This is a genomic window from Streptomyces sp. NPDC001027, assembly GCF_040299045.1.
GTDB lineage: Bacteria > Actinomycetota > Actinomycetes > Streptomycetales > Streptomycetaceae > Streptomyces.
Map to the genome: position 1 here is coordinate 1 of NZ_JBEPBI010000148.1, position 19,766 is coordinate 19,766.

The 19,766-nt window shown below is 71.8% G+C and carries 14 protein-coding genes and 1 pseudogene; 13 read left to right on the forward strand and 2 right to left on the reverse strand.

Going from position 1 to position 19,766, the window contains the following annotated elements; translation table 11 throughout:
• The first annotated feature begins 467 nt into the window (after positions 1-467).
• On the forward strand, positions 468-992 hold the full coding sequence (locus ABT300_RS29795) for a peptidylprolyl isomerase (protein ID WP_351681995.1): 525 nt from the start codon (positions 468-470) through the stop codon (positions 990-992).
• 260 nt (positions 993-1,252) lie between these two features.
• On the opposite strand, the gene ABT300_RS29800 is transcribed toward ABT300_RS29795, so the two are convergent.
• Positions 1,253-4,018: an AAA family ATPase gene (locus ABT300_RS29800; protein ID WP_351681997.1), complete on the reverse strand. Its 2,766-nt coding sequence runs from the start codon at positions 4,016-4,018 to the stop codon at positions 1,253-1,255.
• Positions 4,019-4,401: 383 nt separating this feature from the next.
• Positions 4,402-7,332: an AfsR/SARP family transcriptional regulator gene (locus ABT300_RS29805; protein WP_351682000.1), complete on the reverse strand. Its 2,931-nt coding sequence runs from the start codon at positions 7,330-7,332 to the stop codon at positions 4,402-4,404.
• Between the two features lie 201 nt (positions 7,333-7,533).
• Here ABT300_RS29805 and ABT300_RS29810 point away from each other — a divergent pair, with 201 nt between their 5' ends.
• The 12 genes and pseudogenes from ABT300_RS29810 (at position 7,534) to ABT300_RS29865 (ending at position 19,608) form a co-directional block, all read left to right on the forward strand.
• Positions 7,534-8,559 carry a M28 family peptidase gene (locus tag ABT300_RS29810; protein ID WP_351682003.1) on the forward strand — a complete coding sequence of 342 codons (1,026 nt, stop codon included), beginning with the start codon at positions 7,534-7,536 and terminating at the stop codon, positions 8,557-8,559.
• 387 nt (positions 8,560-8,946) lie between these two features.
• Positions 8,947-11,940 carry an AfsR/SARP family transcriptional regulator gene (locus tag ABT300_RS29815; RefSeq protein WP_351682006.1) on the forward strand — a complete coding sequence of 998 codons (2,994 nt, stop codon included), beginning with the start codon at positions 8,947-8,949 and terminating at the stop codon, positions 11,938-11,940.
• A 296-nt stretch (positions 11,941-12,236) separates the two neighbouring features.
• Positions 12,237-13,316, forward strand: a complete 1,080-nt coding sequence (locus ABT300_RS29820) for an MBL fold metallo-hydrolase (protein ID WP_351682008.1) — start codon at positions 12,237-12,239, stop codon at positions 13,314-13,316.
• 94 nt (positions 13,317-13,410) lie between these two features.
• Complete coding sequence (locus ABT300_RS29825) at positions 13,411-14,220, forward strand: alpha/beta hydrolase (protein WP_351682011.1); 810 nt, start codon at positions 13,411-13,413, stop codon at positions 14,218-14,220.
• A complete protein-coding gene (locus ABT300_RS29830) occupies positions 14,217-14,351 on the forward strand; it encodes a hypothetical protein (RefSeq protein ID WP_351682013.1) in 135 nt (44 codons plus the stop codon). The genes ABT300_RS29825 and ABT300_RS29830 overlap by 4 nt, the downstream gene beginning before the upstream one ends.
• Positions 14,351-15,133, forward strand: a complete 783-nt coding sequence (locus tag ABT300_RS29835; RefSeq protein ID WP_351682015.1) for an SDR family NAD(P)-dependent oxidoreductase — start codon at positions 14,351-14,353, stop codon at positions 15,131-15,133. The genes ABT300_RS29830 and ABT300_RS29835 overlap by 1 nt, the downstream gene beginning before the upstream one ends.
• A gap of 74 nt (positions 15,134-15,207) precedes the next feature.
• On the forward strand, positions 15,208-16,197 hold the full coding sequence (locus ABT300_RS29840; protein WP_351682017.1) for an alpha/beta fold hydrolase: 990 nt from the start codon (positions 15,208-15,210) through the stop codon (positions 16,195-16,197).
• A 140-nt stretch (positions 16,198-16,337) separates the two neighbouring features.
• Positions 16,338-17,219, forward strand: coding sequence for an alpha/beta fold hydrolase (locus ABT300_RS29845; protein ID WP_351682020.1), 882 nt, complete (start codon positions 16,338-16,340; stop codon positions 17,217-17,219).
• Between the two features lie 26 nt (positions 17,220-17,245).
• Positions 17,246-18,079 carry an alpha/beta fold hydrolase gene (locus ABT300_RS29850; RefSeq protein WP_351682023.1) on the forward strand — a complete coding sequence of 278 codons (834 nt, stop codon included), beginning with the start codon at positions 17,246-17,248 and terminating at the stop codon, positions 18,077-18,079.
• A gap of 313 nt (positions 18,080-18,392) precedes the next feature.
• A pseudogene (locus ABT300_RS29855) lies at positions 18,393-18,515 on the forward strand (nucleotidyl transferase AbiEii/AbiGii toxin family protein); the annotation flags it as partial.
• A gap of 276 nt (positions 18,516-18,791) precedes the next feature.
• A complete protein-coding gene (gene panD / locus ABT300_RS29860) occupies positions 18,792-19,211 on the forward strand; it encodes an aspartate 1-decarboxylase (protein WP_351682025.1) in 420 nt (139 codons plus the stop codon).
• A gap of 49 nt (positions 19,212-19,260) precedes the next feature.
• The gene (locus ABT300_RS29865) at positions 19,261-19,608 is read left to right on the forward strand and encodes a GNAT family N-acetyltransferase (protein ID WP_351682027.1); all 348 of its coding nucleotides are present in this window, start codon (positions 19,261-19,263) and stop codon (positions 19,606-19,608) included.
• Positions 19,609-19,766: the final 158 nt, after the last annotated feature.

Here is a 19,766-nt window from a genome sequence, read left to right on the forward strand (position 1 = left end):
CTCCGCCGGAGCCGGCGGCATGACCGTCCACACCGTCGTCCGCCTGGTCCTGGTCGGCGTGTGGCGCCTGGCGGGCCGGTTCCTCGCCACCCGGCCCGTGGTCGCCCGCGCCCGGGTCTGCGACGCGTAGCCGCCGGACGAAGCGGCGTGCGGCCGCGGGCCGAAAGCCGCCGAGACGGATGTGGCCTGGAGAGCACGTTCCCGCACCCCGAGCCCGGACCTAGACTGCCACCGCTCCGAAACCGGCGATCTTCGGGAGGGTGTGCAGGATGAACCGAGCACTCATGACCGCATTGGCGGCATTGGCGTTGGTCACTTCCGGGGGCAGCAGCGCCTCCGCTTCCGACGCCCCGCCGCGAACCACACATGGTCCCTGCCAGTACACCCAGACCCCGGACGAGCCGGCGGCGCGTCCCGTTCCCCTGCCGCCCGACCCGCGACACACCCCCAGCCGCGGCGCGGTCGCCATGGCTGTCCCGACCAGTCAGGGTCCGCTCCCGCTGCGCCTGGACCGGGCGAAGGCGCCGTGCACGGTTCAGAGCTTCGTGCACCTGGCGCGGCACGGCTTCTACGACCGTACGGTGTGCCATCGACTGACGGCGTATCCGACGCTGAAGGTCCTGCAGTGCGGCGATCCGACCGGCACCGGCGAGGGCGGACCGGGGTACAGGTACAAGGACGAGCTGCCGGTGGACCTGCCGCCGGCGCCGAGCGACCCGACGGGCGTCCGTCGCCTCTACGGGCGCGGTCTGCTGGCAATGGCCAACGCCGGGCCGGACACGAACGGTTCACAGTTCTTCGTCGTCTACGGCGACTCCGCGCTGCGACCGAACTACACGGTGTTCGGCACGGTCGGCGCCACCGGTCTGGAGACTCTCGACAAGATCGCAGCCGGCGGCGTCGAGCCGACCTCGCAGGACCCGGCGCCGGTCGACGGCACACCCGTGCTGCGGACCGAGCTGCGCACGGTCCGGCCGTCCTGCCGGCCCTGACGAACTGTGGCGCGGTCAGCGCGGTTCGGCCACGTGACCGACCGCGCCACGGCGATGCCGGGCACGACGACGAGGGCCTCGGGTGTCGCTCGTACCTGGTTCCCGCCGACGTCGAGGGCGCCGATCCGTCGCATTCCACACAGGCCGACGTCTGGCTCGCACCGGGGAGCCACCCCGGCTGGGGACGCGCCGAGCGGTGCGTCCGGCCGATGGCGGTCGCGGCGGGCGCGATCGCCGTCGTGCCGGCCGACGGCCCGCGCTCAGTCGTCGGGACCGTCGTCGCTCAGCTTGCGCCCGATCTGCTTGCGCGACGTGATGCCGAGCTTGCGGAAGACCCTGCTCAAATGGAACTCGACGGTCGAGGTGGTGACGAACAACCGGGTGGCGATCTCCGCGTTGGTCGACCCCGACACGGCCAGCATCGCCACATGCCGTTCCTGCGGTGTGAGGTCGAACCGGGTGTCGACCGTGCGTTTGCGTGCCGTCTCCCCGGTTGCCAGCAGCTCTGCTCTCGCCCGCTCGGCGAAGGGGGCGGCTCCCCAGAACGCGAAGGACTCGTAGGCGGCCCGCAGTTGGACCCTGGCGTCGGCACGACGCCTGCGACGGCGGAGCCATTCGCCGAAGAGCAGGCGCGACCATGCCAGCTCCACGGCCACCGGGACCTTCTCGAGCTGCACGATCGATTCCTGGTACAGCTGCTCGGCTCCGTCATCGTCGGTCATCAGGGCCCGGCAGCGCGCGAGCAGCCCCCAGGCCCATGGGGTTCCGGCCAGCGGAGCGCGCTCCTCCATGCGCTCCATGGCCATGACGGCGGCCTCCCGGTCGCCGGCCCGCAGCCCGGCCTCGACCATTCCGGCGAGATTGACGTCGCCGAGGACCAACGGGTCGTGGTCGTAGACCGTGAGCAGGGCGTCGAGCGCCTCCCGATAGCGTCCGCGACCGATCTCCAGGATGCTGAGGGCCTGGCCGATCAACCGCCGGTTCAGTGCGAGGCCCCGATCCTCGACCATGGCGTTCATCGTCGCGACCGCGGCCCGCAACTCGGTTTCCCGGCCGGTCCAGGCATGGAGCAGGGCCTTGTGGAAGTCTCCCGACGCGCCGTATCCGGTCGCGGTCATGTAGCCGTCCGCCTCGTTGTAGCAGCTTTCGGCGGCGGCGAACCGGCCGTCCCAGATCTCCACGGTGGCGAGGGAGACCAACGCGATACCGAGCGCGTAGAGGGCTCCGCGGTCCCGGTCCGCCGTCACCAGCCGTTCGAGGATCTCCCGCTTGGCTTCGATGTCCCACAACTCGTCGCCCGCGATGCTGACCATGGCGCTGAACGTGTTCTGATCCTGGAGTTCGTCGGCGGTGCGCAACCGGGCCAGGGCCGCGGCCAGGGCCGGGGCTGCCGCGGCGTAGCCGTAGGCGATCAAGCGCGCCAGTGCCGCCATCAGCGGATCGGGGCTCCAGGCCGGCAACGCCGGTTCGCGCCAGGCGTCGGCGGTGGCCTTGGCGACCTCGAGGGGGGTCGTCCCGGTGATCGTCCGGCCGCCCATGATCGCGGCGTGCGTCGCCTCGCGCAGCAGGTCCCAGCCCGCCTCGGGATCGGTGGCGCCGAGGTCGGCCACCGCGTCCAGCAGCATCGCGGGCACCTCACGGGGGCGGGCGCACGTCATCTCGACGGACGCCCGCAGCCGTATCGCCTGGACCCGGGCGGTCGGACCGGTCAGGTCGGGCGTGGCGAGTTCGAGCAGCGGCCGGACCGCCGACAGATTGCCGGAGGCGAGGTGTGCCGCCGCCGCGCGGAGATAGCGCTCGGCACGTCTGCCCGGGTGCGCGGTCAGTTCCGCCGCCCGGGTGAGGACCAGGGCCCGTTCGGAGTGTCCACCACGCGTGTGGGCCAGTTCTGAGGCGGCTTCGAGCTGTGCGGCCACGCTGTCGTCCGGACCGTGGGCCGCCTCCGCCAGATGCCAGGCCCGGCGCTCGGGAGCGCTCGTGGCGGCCAGTGCCGCCTGGACACGGCGCCGCTCCTCGGCGGACGCGGCCGAGTGGACCGCCGACCGGATCAGCGGGTGGCGGAACTCGGCGAAAGTCCCCCGGCTCAGTATCCCCGCGGCGACCGCCGACGCGGCCGACCGGACGGACAGTCCCAGGGCGCCGGCGGCGCGCCACAGCGCTGCCTGGTCGTCCCTCGGCGTCGTGGCCATGAGCAGCAGCAGGGTCTGGGTGTCGGCGGGCAGCAGCGCCGCCGCCTGCCGGAAGTGCTCTTCCAGCTGCCGGTTCAGCGGCAGAGGCTCGGGTAATGGCGCGATCCCGGCCAGCTGCTCCGGGCCCAGGTTCACCGCGAGTTCCAACAGCGCGAGGGGATTGCCCGCCGTGCCGGCCACGAGCCGCTCGGCGACCGCCTGGTCCAGGTGTCCGGTCACGCCTTCGGTCAGCAGGGCCCGGGCCTCCACGTCGGCGAGTCCTTCCAGCCGGAGTGCGGGCAGGGCGCCGAAGACGTCGTGGACGCCGGTCCCGTCACGCCCGGCGAACAGCAGCCCGAGGCAGTCCGCGTACAGGCGTCGGCCCACGAACGCCAGGGTCTCCGCCGACTCGCGGTCCAGCCACTGCACGTCGTCGACCAGGCAGAGCATCGGTGCCGCCGTGGCCGCGTCCGAGAGCAGCGTCAGCGCGGCCAATGCGACCAGATGACGGTCGGACGGTGCAGCGTCGGTCAGCCCGAACGCGGCGTTCAGGGCGTCGCGCTGCCGCTGCGGCAGAGCCGACAGCCGGCCGAGGCAGGGCCGCAGGAGCCGGTGCAGGGCGCCGTAGCCCAGTCGTGTCTCGGCCTCCACGCCGACCAGCCTGACGACTGTCAGGTCCTCGGCCGACTCGGCGGCGTACTCCAGAAGCCGGGATTTGCCGACTCCCGCGTCGCCGGTGAGCACCAGGACTCCACTGAAGCCGTCACGGACCGATTCGAGCAGCCTTCCGATCGACTCACGCTCCGCGTGCCGACCGACCATCGGCGGCGCCGCCGCACGGGGAACCCCTGACCACACGATGAGATCTCCTTTCGTGAAGCTCTGCCCGGTTCGGAGCGTGGGCGCGCCGCAACAGGCCGAGTCGTTGAGGGCGGCGACGGGCCTGTGTGATCTTTCTCCGGCGTCCGGGACGGCGAGGAAGGCTGAATGCCGTCGATCGACGGTAAGAGGGGCGGAGTGTGCAAAGTGTGCCGAGAAGGTGAACGCCCCGTCGGGTGAGCGTTCACCCCTGCGGCAGCGTGAACTGCCGGCGGGGAACGACGGTCTCGAACCCGCCGCGGCCGGTTCGCCTCCCCGCGGCGGCGCCCAATGACGCCGTAGCCCCCGAGCACCGGCGGAGTGCGGCCCCCGTTCCCCGTGGACGTCTTCTCTCGACCGCGGCGGGATGCCGCGGCGTCGAGTCATGTGCCGTCGGGGCGCCGGAGCTTGTCGCGTACGTGCTCTGCGTCGGGGTGCGCGATGGTCTCCAGGATCTCCAGCGCCTGCTGCCAGGCGCCCGCTGCCCGCTCCTGGGAGCCGTCGGCCTCCCACGCGTCACCGATGTGCACGAGGGTGTCCGCTTCCAGGTAGTCGTCGTGGATCTCGCGGTATGCCGTCAACGCGTGTTCGTAGCAGGTGAGGGCCTGTTGATACCGGCCGAGGTGGTGGTGGGCGTAGCCGAGGCTGTCCCAGGCGGCGGCTTCCCCGTTGAGGTCGCCGAGTTGCTGGTTCATGGTGATCGCCTGCCCGCAGTCGACCAGGGCTTCCTCGTACGAGCCGAGCAGAATGCGGGTCCAGCCGACCTCGTTGAAGATGCCTGCCTGTCCGCTGCGATGACCGGCCGCCCCGTACAGCGAGTGCGCCTCGCCGTAGTGGTCGAGTGCCTCGTGGTGACGACCTTGGCGGTTGGCCTGGAAGGCCAGGTAGCGGTGGACGCGCCCCTGGCCGGGCAGGTCGCCGATGGCGGCGAACAGTTCCAGCGCGGTGGACAGGTGCTCGCGTGCTTCGGCGGGGCGTTCCAGACGCCCGTTCACGAAGCCCAGGGCCCGGTGCGCGTGAGCGCGTCCCGAGAGGTCGCCCAGTTCCTCCGCCGCGCGCAACGCCGTGGCCTGAACGACCAGTTGGTCCTGCCACCGGCCATGCCGGTCGAGGAAGAGCTCCAGCGTCGCGGCAAGCTGCCAGCTGTGGGCGCCCAGGCCGGAGCGGGCGGCCTCCTGCACGGCTGCGAGGAGGACCGGGCGCTCGGAGTTCAGCCAGTTCGCCGCCTTCTCCTGGCTGTCGAACGCCACCGGACCGGACCCGGGGGCGGCCCGCTGTGACAGGGCGAGACGTTCCCGGTGGGGCGCGAGGAGGCTGTCGGCCCGGTGGGCGGTGTGCAGGAGGTGGTCGAGCAGCCGGCGCCGTGCGGCGTCCCGCTCCGCGGGGGCGTCGTGTGATTCCGTCAGTTCCGCGGCGTAGATCCGCAGCAGTTCGTGTGAGCCGAAACGGCCCGGAGACCGCTGGGTGAGCAGATGTGCGCCGACCAGCTCGGAGAGCAGGGGGCGTGTGTCCTTGAGCGGCAGGCCCAGCAGAACCGCCGCGGTCGCGGCGGACGCGTCAGGGCCGGGATGGACCGCCAGGAGGCGGAATAGTCTCGCCGCACCTGGGGTGAGGGCGTCGTAGGACCACGAGAACGCCGTACGGGGGTCGGTGGCGGGATCATCGTGAGTGAACCCGGCGAGGCTGCCGCGGGTCCGGCGCAGGTCCTCCACGATGGACGAGAGGCTCCACCCCGGATGGACTGCGGCGCGGGCACTGACGATGGCCAGTGTCAACGGCAGGGAGCCGCACAGGGCGACGATCTCGTCAGCGGCGGCCGGTTCCCCGGCGACCCGCTTCGCGCCGAGCCGCCTGATGAGGAACTCCCTGGACTCCGCGGCCGTCAGGAGGTCGAGCGAGAGGGGATGGGCGCCGTCCGCGACGACGAGTCCGTGCAGGTGGTTGCGGCTCGTGACGACGATCAGGCATCCGGCCGAGCCGGGCAGGAGCGGGCGGACCTGTTCCGTGTCGCGCGCGTTGTCCAGCAGCACCAGGACACGGTGGCCGGCCAGCAGGCTCCGGTAGAGGGCGCTCTGGGCGTCGAGGCCGGCCGGCATGCGGTGCGCGGGAACGCCCAGGGCGTCGAGAAAGCCCCGGATCACCACGGCGGGATCGGCGATCGACCCCGACGGGTCGAAGCCTCGCAGGTCGGCGTACAGCTGGCCGTCGGGGAAGCGGTGGGCGATCTGGTGGGCCCAGTGCACGGCCAGGCTGGTCTTGCCTACGCCCGCCATGCCGCCGATCGCGCTGATCACCACGGCGTTCGGTCGACGACCGGACGGCGACAAGAGGGCGTGAACCCGGTCCAGTTCGGCGCGACGGCCGGTGAACATGACCAGGTCGGGCGGGAGTTGTGCAGGGCGGACCCACGCCGCACCGTCTGCCGTCCTGCCGGTGGAGGCTTCGGCTGCGCAGGCGCCGCCGTGGGACGGTTGGGGAGCGTCGTCCTCGGCGCCGCTCCGAGCGGTGCTCCCGGCCCCCGGCCGACCCGGCGGTGCGGAGGCAGGCGACGTCGGGACGGCGTTGCGCGCCAACTGCTCTTCTGCTGCCAGAAGTTCAGGGCCCGGGTCCAGACCCAGCTCATCGACCAGTCGCGCACTGGCGGCCCGGTAGGCGTTCCATGCCTCGGCCCGGTGTCCGGTCGCCGCGAGCGCTGTGACGAGACTCGCGTGGAGCGCCTCGTCCAGGGGGTGGTCCGCGGCCGCCCGCCGGAGGATCGGCAACAGCTGCCCGGCGAGTGCCGGTCCGGCTTCGAGAGCCACCGCGGCGGCTTCCTTCACCGCGGCCGGATACTCCCGGTCCACCGACGCGAAGGCGGGGTGCGCGCGCACTTCCGGCGCGATCCCCGACGCTGTGGGTCCGCGCCACAGGGCGAGTGCCTCGAGCAGTGACGCGGCGGCCCCGGCAGGGTCGCCCAGATCCCGGGCGGCGCTCGCCTCGTCACGCAGGGCACGGAACCGCTGGAGGTCGAGCTCTCCGGCGGCGACCATCAGGCGGTAGCCTCCGGAGCCGCGTACGAGTCGGCTCGACGTGGCTCGTCCGGACGGATCCGTGTCCAACATCCCGCGCAGAGCGCCTACATGACGGCTCAGCACATTGACGGAGCTGACCGGCGGGTTCTCGCCCCACAGCACGTCGACGATCTCGTGGACGGGAACGGGCTCCCCCGCCCGCGTCAGGAGCAGGGCCAGCAGGGCGCGCCGCTTGGGCGGTCCCGGGGTCAGCTCCGTTTCGCCTCGCCAGGCTCCGACGGGCCCCAACACCGTGAAACGCACAGTTCAGATTCTATGACGTCGGCTGTCCGCACCGACCGGCCTCGATCATTTCCGGTCTTGGTCGTTTACCGCCCTGCGGTCGTGTCGCGCCGACGGTCACCCCGGACACGTCAACCGTTGATCCGCCGAGCTCTTACGCTGCCCCCAGCACACCGAGCCGGAGCGAGCAGCGGTATCCGGCACGACGGACGGAGTCTCCACGTGATCGAGTCGGCGACGCACCTGCTGGCCGGGCAGGTCGACCCGGGACGGCTTCGACGCGATGTCGACGTCCTGGCGGCGCGCCCACGCAGCCGTGTGCGCGCGCCGGAAGCCATGGCCGAGGCGGAGCGCCATGTGACGCAGGAGCTGTCGGCCGCCGGCTGGCAGGTCGAGAGACAGCCGTTCGACCTGCGGTGGCAGCCGGGCACGACCGACCGGCAGGGGCACCGGCTCCTTCCGCTCAAGCTGCGCCTGCACCGGCGGCTGACCGGAGCCAACCTGCTCGCGCGACTCCCCGGGCACCCGCAGCGGCCGACCGTGCTGATCGGCGCGCACCTGGACTCCGTCGACCAGAGCCCGGGAGCCGACGACAACGCCTCCGGTGTGGCGGTCCTGCTGGAGGCCGCCCGGCTGCTCGGCGCGCTGGAAGAGCCGCCGCCCGTCACCCTCATGTGCTTCGACATGGAGGAACTCGGTCTGATCGGCTCGCGTTACGCCGCCCGGCAGTTCGCCCAGCGGCCGGGGCAGGTGGCGGGCATGATCTGTCTGGAGTCGGTCGGGTACTTCGCACCTGAGCCGGGTGGTCAGCGGCTGCCCGCAGGCTTCGGTCTGGCCTTCCCGTCGGCGGCCCGCGAGGTCCGTGCGAACCGCTTCCGCGGCGACTTCACCCTCGTGGTCCACCGGCGTTCCACACAGGGCGCCGCCGCTCTGTGGCAGCGTGCGGCCGGAGGTGTGGGTCCGGCGCTGCCCGCCCTCCCTTCGATCGCCCTGCGCGATCGCCGTCCCCAAGGGCCGTCGGGCCTGCTCATCGGCCTGCTGGTACCACCGGCGAATCATCTCGGGCGCAGCGACCACGCCTCGTTCTGGAACCGCCGGATTCCGGCGCTCATGCTGACCAGCACCGCCAACTTCCGTAATCGGCACTACCACCGCCCCACGGACACGGCGGACCTCCTCGACTACGACCGGCTCGCCGCGGTCACCGCCGCGACCGCGGCCACAGCGCTGCACTGGCCCAGCGGGTGAGAGAACGTCATGGTGAGGGGCGACGTGCGCCCCGGGGCCGTCCTCCACGCCCGCGGCCGTCCGGCCTCGACCCTGCGCGACCGGCCTTCGCCCTGGGGACCGGGATACTGTGAGCTGGGGGGAAGGCCCCTGACGGCACAGCTCGCACGCGCATCGGTCGCGGGCGGACAGGGCGGACCGGGGCCTCGGGACGGGGAGATTCATGACCATGGTGCTCGACGCGTTCAGCAGGGCAACGGCAGGTACGGGCGCCGGCGCGCGCTTCGCCGGTCATCGTGCTCGGCCGAACGCCGTATGAGACACCCGGCCGAAATGCGGAGACCTTCGGCCGGGCCCACGCCCGGTCCTTCCGGCGGGCCCGAGCTCCGCCCCCCGGGGGAGGAGTCGGTGCACTTCGCCGTGCTCGGTCCGTTACGCGCCTGGCGGGCCGATGTCGAGCTGCTCCTGGGGCCCCCGCAGCAGCAGGCGTTCGCGGCGTTGCTGCTGGCCAACGCGGGCCGGCCCGTCGCCGTCGCGGAAGTCGTCGACATGCTGTGGGGGCGCGATGCGCCGCCGAGCGCGGTCAACGTCGTCCGCCGCTACGCGGGGGCGCTGCGCCGCGTGCTGGAGCCGGGGCTGCCCCGGATGGCGACCGGGAGATGGCTGCTCCGAGAGGGCGGCGGATACCGGCTGAACGTCGACGTCACCGCACTTGACCTGCTGCGCTTCCGAGACTTGCGCACACAGGCGCGTGCGGCCGACGAAGCGGACGGTTCTGCGTACGCCCTCGAGCTGTACGCGCAGGCCCTGGCGCTGTGGCGCGGTCACGCGGCGGCCGGGACACCGGCTCGGGCTCGCAGCCACCCCGTGTTCGCAGGACTCGACGGCGAGCGCCTGGCCACGGTCAAGGAGGCCGCCGACACGGCCCTGCGCTGCGGCCGCGCGGACCCGGTGCTGGCTCAACTGCAGGGCCTGGCGGACGACCATCCTCTTGACGAACCGCTGCACAGCCGGCTGATCCGGGCGCTGACGCTGACGGGCCGGCAGGCCCAGGCCTTGGAGACCTATCAGAAGATCCGGGTGCTCCTGGCCGCGGAACTGGGCGTCGAGCCCTCCGCCGAGTTGCTCGCCGCCCACCGCGAAGCGCTGGGCAGGCGGGCCGCACCCGCCCCCGCGACGCCCTTCACGGTCTCCGACAGTGAGGGCTCGACCGGCCGGGCCGCCGCTTCTCCCGAGACTGCCTCCCCGGTTCGCGAGGACCTCCTCGTACCGCTGCCCCGGCCAGCCCAACTCCCCTCCGCCTACGAACATTTCGCGGGCCGCGAGGCCGAAGTCGACCATGTGCTGAGCCGCCTTCCGGCCGTCCCGGGCGAGGGCGGACCCGGGACCACCATGGTGATCAACGCGATCGGCGGCATGGCCGGAGTGGGCAAGACCACTTTGGCCGTCCAGGTGGCCCATCGAGTGACGGACCGGTTCCCGGACGGCCAGCTCTACGTCAATCTGCGGGGATTCGATCTCCAGGGCGCGGCCATGGACCCTGCGGAGGCCGTGCGCGGCTTCCTCGAGGCCCTGGGAGTCAGCCGCAAACAGATGCCCGACAGCCTGGAAGCCCAGGCGGCTCTGTACCGAAGCCTGCTCGCGGACCGACGCGTCCTGGTCCTGCTGGACAACGCGCGCGACGCCGACCAGGTGCGTCCGCTGCTGCCCGGCGCCGCCGGCTGCCTGGTCCTGATCACCAGTCGCAGTCAACTGACCAGCCTGGTGGTGGCCGACGGCGCACACCCCCTCACTCTGGACCTGCTGTCCCGGAATGACGCCAGACAGTCACTCGTACGACGGCTCGGGGCCGAACGGGTGGCCGCCGAACCCGCTGCCGTCGACACGATCGTCTCCCTCTGCGGCGGGCTGCCGCTGGCGCTGTCCGTCATCACGGCCCGCGCCCTGATGAACCCGACGTTCGCCTTGTCCGGGATCGCGGCGGAACTCATGGAGGCGAACGGAAGCCTCGACGCCTTCGACGGCCTCGACGCGACGACAGATGTGCGGACGGTGTTCGGCTGGTCGTACCGCACGCTGACCGGTGAGGCCGCCCGGCTGTTCCGGCTCCTGTCCCTGCATCCCGGGCCGGACATCGGGACCCACGCGGCCGCCGCACTCGCGGACCGCCCAGCCGTCCGGGTTCGTTCCCTGCTGGGCGAACTGACGCGCACGCATCTCCTCACCGAGGAGGCCCCGGGCCGATACCGCTTCCACGACCTCCTGCGCGCGTACGCGAACGAGCTCGCTCGTGCCGAGGACGGCGAGGGGGACAGCGAGGAGGGACGGCGCGACGCCCTGCGCCGCATGTTCGATCACTATCTGCTCACCGCGTATGCCAGCGCCCCTCTTCTCGATCCGGCGGGTGTCTTCCCCTCACCGCCCCCGTCACCGGAGACGACGGGGACCCCGGTGGTCCTGAGGGACGCCGAGTCCGCCCTCAGCTGGTTCAGCGCGGAGCGGCTCGTTCTGCTGGAAGTGGCGAGGCAGTCGGCGGACGAAGGGTTCGGCGGCCACGCGTGGCAACTGGCGCGGCTGCTGGACCCGGTGCACGAACGGTTCGGGCACTGGCACGACTGGGCGGACCTCCAGCGCATCGCCCTCGCCGCGGCCCAGCAGCTCACCGACCCCGTCGGCGTCGCGCACGCCTACGGCGGCCTCGGACGCGCCTGTTCGCTGCTCCGCCGCTATCCCGAGGCCGAAGACCACCTGCGCCACGCCCTGTCCCTGTTCGAGGCCCTCGGCGACGACCTCAGCCAGGCGCACACACGACGCGCCCTCGGCTGGGTGATGACCCGCACGGAGAGGCACGGTGAGGCGATACGGCACACCCGGCACGCCCTGGACCTGTACCGCATCGCCGGACATCTGAGCGGGCAGGCGGACGCGATGAACGCGATCGCCTGGTACGAAGCGGTACTCGGCGACTGCGACAAGGCCGTGGCCGACGCCCTGAGGTCACTTGCCCTGTACCGACGGATGAGCGACCGAGGCGGCCCGAACGAGGCCAATGCCTGGGACACCCTCGCCTACGCCCATCACCGTCTGGGCAACTTCGGACGAGCGCGCACCTGTTACCTGCGGGCCATCGGCATGCTGCGCAGGAACGGCGACCGTTACAACGAAGCCGGCAGCCTCACCAGGCTCGGCGACACCCACGCGGCGACCGGCGACCACGCGGCCGCCCGTGCGGTGTGGGCGCAGGCGACGGACATCCTCACCGAGATCGATCCCCCGTGGGCGGCCGAGGTCAGGGCGAAGCTTCAGAGCTCGCCCTTCTCCGCCGACGGCGTACCGGATGTGACGTCGGGCTCCGGTGGCGTGCCGAGGGCCGACGGCACATCGGCTGCCATGGTCGAGTGACCGGCGGTCCCCTACTCCTGCTGGGGTGCGGCCCCGGTGCGAACGCTGCTCACACGGTGCTGTCCTGGGGCGGTCGGCATCACCGTGCTCCGCGAGGAGCGCCGAGGGCGTCGGCAGCCGTCCCCGGGCGTGACGTCCTCGAACTCCCGCGGGGCGGCGTGCGGATCGAGGCCTTCGAACCCTGCTCCGACTGAGCACCTCTGCCCCTGAGCTCTGCCCCTGAGCTCTGCGCTCGAGCTCTGCGCCTGAACTCTGCTTTTGAAGAGTGCCCTTGAACCGAAAGGCGATCGATTCCCATGTCTTGCGAACCCCTGCCTCAGGCAGGCCGCCGCAGATTCCTCAAGGGCGCCGCCGGCGCCCTCGCCGTCCCGGCGTCCGCCGCCCTCGTGGGAGCGACGGCCGGGCCCGCCCACGCCGACGAGGGCGGCCTGCCCGACTTCGCGCCGATCCCGGCCGCCTCGGTGGGGCCCACACCGAACCCGGGCGGCTACCACGTCGGCCAGATCGCCGGAAACCTGTACTGGGTCACCGACTCCCACTACCAGTCCATGTTCCTGACGACCACGCGGGGCGTCGTCCTCGTCGACGCACCGCCGACCATCGGGCACAACCTGCTCCGCGCGATCGACGACGTCACCCGGGTCAACGGTCGGCCGAGCAGGGTGACCCACCTGGTCTACTCGCACTCGCACGCCGACCACATCGGCGCCGCCGGTCTGTTCGGAGCCGACGTCGTCCGGATCTCGCACGCCGCGACGGCCGGCCTGCTGGCCCGCGCGGCAGACCCCAACCGTCCGCTGCCGACCGTCACCTTCCACGACAGCTACCAGCTCAAGGTCGGTGGTGAAACCCTGCGCCTGGCGTACCACGGGCCCAACCACTCCCCGGACAACATCTTCGTCTACGCGCCCGAATACGCCACCCTGATGCTGGTCGACGTCCTGTACCCGGGGTGGGTGCCGTTCAAGAACCTCGCGGTGTCGCAGGACATCCCCGCGTGGATCAAGGCCCAGAGGATCGCGATGGCCTACCCGTGGCGGACTTTCGTCGGCGGCCATCTCGGGCGGCTCGGAGTCCGCGCGGACGGGGCCCTGCAGATCCAGTACATGGACGATCTCGAGGCCAGTACCCGGTCCGCGATCGCCTCCGTCGACCCGAGCCCGTTCTTCCGCAAGTACGAAGCGCAGGGCAACTCGTGGGCGATCTTCAAGACCTTCCTCGACGCGGTCGCCGACGCCGCGGCCGCCCCGGTGACCGCGAAGTACACCGGCGTCCTCGCCGCCGCCGACGTCTTCACGAAGGACAACGCCTGGACCCTGCTGGAGTCCTTGCGGATCGACACGGGTGTCCTCGGACCGTTCGGCGTCCGCCCCTGAACCACTGGGGCGCCACCCCGGTGCGAGAGCACCGGGGTTCCCGGTTTCGTGTGCACATACCCGGTCAGGACACCCACACAGAAGAGGCCCAGCCATGACCGTCCCGCTTCCCGTGGTCTTCGTCCACGGACTCTGGCTGCACAGCACCTCCTGGCAGCCGTGGATCGATCTGTTCCGCGAGGAGGGCTACGACCCGTCCGCGCCCGGGTGGCCCGGCGACCCCGACACCGTCGAGGAAGCGCGCCAGAACCCCGAGAGCATCGCCGGCCACGGCATCGACGACGTCGTCGAGCACTACGCGGCACTGATCGCGGACCTGCCCGTCCGGCCCGTCGTGATCGGTCACTCCTTCGGCGGGATGATCGCGCAGAAGCTGCTCGGCCAGGACCGCGCCGCCGCCGCGGTCGCGATCGACGCCGCACAGATCAAGGGCGTCCTGCCCGTGCCGCTGTCCGCGCTGCGGGCGACGTTCCCGGTGTTCAGGAACCCGGCCAACAAGCACCGGTCGGTCTCGCTGACCGCGGAGCAGTTCCGGTTCGCGTTCGGCAACGCCGTCTCGGAGGAGGAATCCACGGCCCTGTACGAGAGGTGGACCATCCCCGCGCCGGGCAAGCCGCTGTACGAGGCCGCCTCCGCCAACTTCAGTCCTCACTCGCCGGCGAAGGTCGACACGCGGAACAGTGGTCGCGGTCCGCTGCTGCTGATCTCCGGCGGCAAGGACCACACGGTGCCCGAGGCCGTCACCCGGGCCACCCTCAAGCAGTACCGGCACTCCGAGGCCGTCACCGACATCACCGACTTCCCCGACCGCGGGCACTCCCTGACGATCGACGACGGCTGGCGCGACGTCGCGGACACCGTCCTCACCTGGCTGCGGCAGCAGGGTCTGGAGAGCGGGCGATGAGCTTCCGTCCGTCCCGGACCGCCGGAACGTCCGGCGCCGACCCGGGACCGGCCGCCGACGGCAACCCGCGCGTCACCGGCGCCGTGCCGCACGGCGTCGGCGGCCGGCTCGCCCGCAGGGAGTACGACTGATGGATCTCCGACTCGACGAGGCAGTCGTGGTGGTGACCGGCGCGTCCGCCGGGATCGGCGAGGCCACTGTGGGGGTGCTGGCGGCCGAGGGCGCCACGGTCGTCGCCGTGGCCCGCCACCCTGAGGGCGTCGAAGCCCTCGGCCCGCGGGTCGACGGCCTGGCGGCCGACCTCACGGAGCCCGGCGCGGCCCGGCGTGTGGTGGAGGAGGTGCTCGCCCGGCACGGGCGACTGGACGGACTCGTCAACAACGTCGGCGGACTGGACTCCCGCACCGGATTCCTGGACGTGAGCGACGGGCAGTGGCAGGCGACGTTCGAGCTCAACTTCCACTGCGCTGTGCGGATGACCCGGGCCGCGCTGCCCGCCCTGCTCATGCGCGGCGGCTCCCTGGTCCACCTCACCAGCGAGGCGGCCAGGATGCCGGACGTGTCGATGGTGGACTACGCGGCCGCCAAGACCGCGCTGCTGTCGCTGTCCAAGACCCTGGCGGCCGAGTTCGGCCCGCGCGGGGTGCGTTCCAACGTCGTCGCACCCGGACCCACCCGGACCCGGCTGTGGGACAGCCCAGGCGGCTTCGCCGAGCAGCTCGCCGCACAGTTCGGCCTGGAACCGGAGGCGGCGATCGACCACTTCGTGCGGGAGGTGCGACGCCTGCCCACCGCCCGGCTCGGCAGCCCCGACGACGTCGCACGGGTCGTCGCCTACCTGCTCTCACCCCTCGCACGCCAGATCACCGGCGCCGAGTGGGCCGTCGACGGCGGCGCACTGCGCCAGATCTGACGCTCTCGCCGTCTCGGCACCGCGGGCGCCGCGCCCGCCGCGCCTGCCTTCCCCTCGCACCCCTGGAGAGATCAGTGAGATTCCGCCTGCCCGGATCCCGCCGTCTGACAGCCGCCGTCTTCGCGCTGGCCGTCGGCCTCGGGTCGATCACCCTGACGGCCGCGGCCGCCGACAGGACGGCGCCGTCGTCCGGCGAGCAGATGCCCGCCGGCTTCAGCGAACACAAGACCCAGGTCGCCGGAACCGGCGTCAACTACGTGATCGGCGGCCACGGTCCGACCCTGGTCCTGATCCACGGCTACCCCCAGACCTGGTACGAGTGGCACGGCATCATGCCCGCGCTCGCCAAGCACTACACCGTCATTGCACCCGACCTGCCCGGCGCGGGCAAGAGCGACGCCCCGGCGTCCGGCTACGACAAGAAGACCATGGCCGCCAAGCTGCACGCGCTCCTGGTGTCGCTCGGCAAGGACCAGGACGTCAACGTCGTCGGCCACGACATCGGCACGATGGTCGCCTACGCCTACGCCGCGCAGTACCCCCGCAGCGTCACAAAGCTCGTGCTCAGCGAGGCCCCGATCCCCGACCGGGGCATCTACGAGTTCCCGTCGCTGACGGCCCAGGGACCCGGGGCGTGGCACTTCGGCTTCTTCGCCCTGCAGACCGGCCTCCCCGAGAGCCTGATCCAGGGCCGCGAACTGACGTGGATCTCCGGCTTCATGCGGGGCATCGCCGTCCACAAGGACGCCCTGACCCCGGAGGATCTCCAGGTCTTCTCCTCCTACCTGCGCGACCCCGCACACCTGGAGGCGAGCTTCGCCTGGTTCCGGACGTTCCCGCAGGACGTCGCCGACAACGCGCGGTTCCGGAAGAAGCCCCTGACCATGCCGGTCCTCGCGATCGGCGCCGACGGCAGCCTCGGTTCGTCGGTCGGGAAGCAGGTACGCCGCTACGCCGCCCACGTCACCCCGGTCGTCGTCCCCGACTCCGGCCACTGGATCTACGAGGAGCATCCGAAGGAGATGACCGACCTGCTGCTGCACTTCCTGGGCGGCCGACGCTGACGGCAGGACCGCAATCGAGCGGGTTCTTCCCGACCTTCGGCCCGGGGGCCGACCGCGAGCCTGCGCCTCGCCCGACCGCCGCCGTCCCAGTGAGCCGGACCGTCCCTAAGCAGCAAAGAGAAGAGACGAGGAGAACAGTCATGACCGCCATCGAAGCCATCCGATTCCGCGAGTGCGGCCGACGCCGCAGAAGGCCGCTGTTCTCGGCGCTGGTGATCGGGACACTGCTCGCGGTCCCGGCGCTGTCCGCCGCCACGCCCGGCGGCTCGGTCTCCGCCGCGCACGCCGCGACGACGTCCGCCATGGCGAGCACGGCGAGCACGGCGAAGCCGACCGTGGTCCTGGTCCACGGTGCGTTCGCGGACTCGTCGAGCTGGGACGGAGTGATGTCGCGGCTCGCGCGCCAGGGATACCCGGTGATCGGCGTGGCGAACCCGCTCCGTGGCCTGGCCGGCGACTCGGCCTATGTGTCCAGTGTCCTGGATGCCATTCCCGGCCCGGTCATCCTGGTCGGCCACTCCTACGGCGGCGCCGTCATCAGCGACGCCGCGGCGGGTCACTCCAACGTCAAGGCCCTGGTCTACGTCGCCGCGTTCGCTCCCGACCAGGGCGAGTCCGGCCTGGCGATCCTCGGACGGTACCCGGGCAGCCGGCTCCCGCAGGCGCTGACGGTCCGGGCATTCCCCGGCGGGCAGGACGCCTACGTCAACCCCCGGGACTTCCGGCCGGTCTTCGCCGCCGACGTGCCGGCCGGCAAGGCCCGGCTGATGGCGGCCGGGCAACGGCCGGTGGCCCTGGCCGCGTTCGAGGAACCCAGCAGCGAGCCGGCGTGGAAGACCGTTCCCTCCTGGTTCCTGGTCGCAGGCGCAGACCGCGCCATCCCGCCGGCTGCCGAACAGGCCATGGCTCGACGTGCGGGTTCGCACACCACGGTGATCCGCGGCGCCTCACACGCGGTCCTCGTGTCACACCCCGACGCCACCGCACGCGTCATCGAGGCCGCCGCCCGCGCCACCTCCTGATCCATCGATCCGCGAAGGGAACCGACATGCCGTACGTCACGGTCGGCCAGGAGAACTCCACCGACATCGAGTTGTACTACGAGGACCACGGGAGCGGGCAGCCCGTCGTGCTGATCCACGGCTACCCGCTGGACGGCCACTCCTGGGAGAGGCAACTCCCGGCCCTGCTCGACGCGGGCCACCGTGTCATCACCTACGACCGGCGCGGCTTCGGCAGGTCGTCGCAGCCGACCACGGGCTACGACTACGACAGCTTCGCCGCCGATCTCGACACCCTGCTGTCGGAGCTGGACCTCACCGACGCGGTACTCGTCGGGTTCTCCATGGGCACGGGGGAAGTCGGCCGTTACCTGGGCAGGTACGGCTCGCAGCGCGTCGCCAAAGCCGCCTTCCTGGCCTCCCTCGAACCCTTTCTGCTCAAGACCGACGACAATCCGGACGGTGTCGACCGGTCCGTCTTCGACGGCATCCTGGAGGCGGTCACGAAAGATCGCTACGCCTACTTCACCGGCTTCTACGAGGCGTTCTACAACCTCGACGAGACGCTCGGCGGCCGGATCAGCGAAGAGGCGGTGCGTGCTGCCTGGAATGTGGCGGCGGGGGCGTCGGCGTACGCGTCGACGGCCTGCGTGCCCACCTGGATCACCGACTTCCGCGCCGACGTCGCCCGGATCGACGTACCGACACTGATCCTGCACGGCACGGCCGACCGGATCCTGCCGATCGACTCCACCGGACGGCCCTTCCACGCGCTGCTGCCCTCGGCCGAGTACGTCGAGATCGAGGGCGCCCCGCACGGTCTGCTGTGGACGCACGCCGAGGAGGTCAACGCCGCGCTGCTCGCCTTCCTGAGCAAATAGTCGCTCATCGGCCACCTGCCGAGGGCGTCCGCCTCGACCTTCGGGCACAGGCCGCCCTCGGCGTGGGCGCCCGACCCGCGCGCAGGCCTGGACCGTCCGAAGTCCCGCATGACGCTCTACCGGACCGTCCTGGCCGAAGGGCTCAGTGAGGACCTGATGGCCCTCCTGCACCACCGGCTGCTCATCGAGCAGTGGCCCGTGCTGCGGAGCTTGATCAGTCCCTACATCCGCGAAGTCTGGGAGTACGCCTTCCCCGAACTGCTCCGAACTGCTCCGAACTGCTCCGAACCGCCCCGGCCGACACGACCGCCGCGTGAAGCTCACTCCGCTCCACGAGCGTCTCCTCGCCGACATCCTCGACCTCGGCTCCCCTTACCCTCTGGTCCTCACCGGCGGATACGCCGTGCAGGCCCACGGCCTGGTCGAACGCTTCAGTGGCCCCGCCTCGCTCACGAGTGCCACGCTGCCGCGGAGCTTCCCGCTTACCTGATGATTCATCAGGTAAGTCGGCATCCGGTCAGCACGAGTCCCCGCGCGTCCCCGGGCGGCGGTCCCAGCAGGTGCCGGTGCGGCGCGAAAGCCCAGGCAGGAAGCCGTTCAGCCCGACCGAAGCGATGTTCCTCACAAACACCGGACGGGGGTGTCGGTGTAAGGTCGAGGACGCCCTTGACCTGCACAAAGCAGGCAGGGAGCCGTCTTCCGGGAGTTCAACATGCTGCGCACCATGTTCAAGTCCAAGATTCATCGTGCCACCGTCACCCAGGCCGACCTGCACTACGTGGGATCGGTGACCATCGACGCCGACCTGCTGGACGCCGCCGACCTGCTGCCGGGCGAGCTCGTGCACATCGTCGACATCGACAACGGGTCCCGGCTGGAGACGTACGTCATCGAAGGGGAGCGCGGCTCCGGTGTGGTCGGCATCAACGGCGCCGCCGCGCATCTCGTGCACCCCGGCGACCTGGTGATCATCATCAGTTACGCTCAGGTGACCGACGCCGAGGCGCGGGCGCTGGAGCCGCGGATCGTGCACGTGGACCGTGACAACCGGATCGTCGCCCTGGGCGCCGACCCGTCGGAGCCGGTGCCGGGCACGGACCAGGAGCGCAGCCCGCACGCGGTGTCGGTCTGACCGAAGCAGCCGGCGTCGGCCGGCGCAGCGACCGCGACCGGGAGTGCCCATGAGCGACATCGAGATCCGTGACGACCGGGCGGCGGGCCGCCTCGAAGCCGTCGGCGACGGCGGTGAAGTCGTGGGCCGTATCGAGTACTTCGTCCTCGAGTCGCCCGCGACCGCGCTGGTGCCGGTGCACACGATCGTCGAGCCGGCCCACGAGGGCAAGGGCATCGCCGGGTCGTTGGCGCGCGAGCTGTACGCGCTGGCCGCGCGCGGCGGCCTCCCGGTGGCGCCGCTGTGCCCGTACGTCGTGAAGTGGGCGGCGAAGCACCCCGAGGAGGCCCCCGCCGCGGACCCCGAGCTGCTGAGCGCCGCGAAGGACTGGCTGCGCGCCCACCCCGGCCGGTTCTGACCTTCGGGCGCGGCCCCGGCCCCGGCCCGGGCCCGGGCGTCCTGGCCGGCCTTCTCGGCGAGCTGCGAGCCAGGGGGTCCGGAGGCCGGCCGGGATGCCTGCCCTGCTGCGGCCCGGCCGCCCGACGGTCAGGGCAGGTGTCCTTCGGCGGCTCCGTG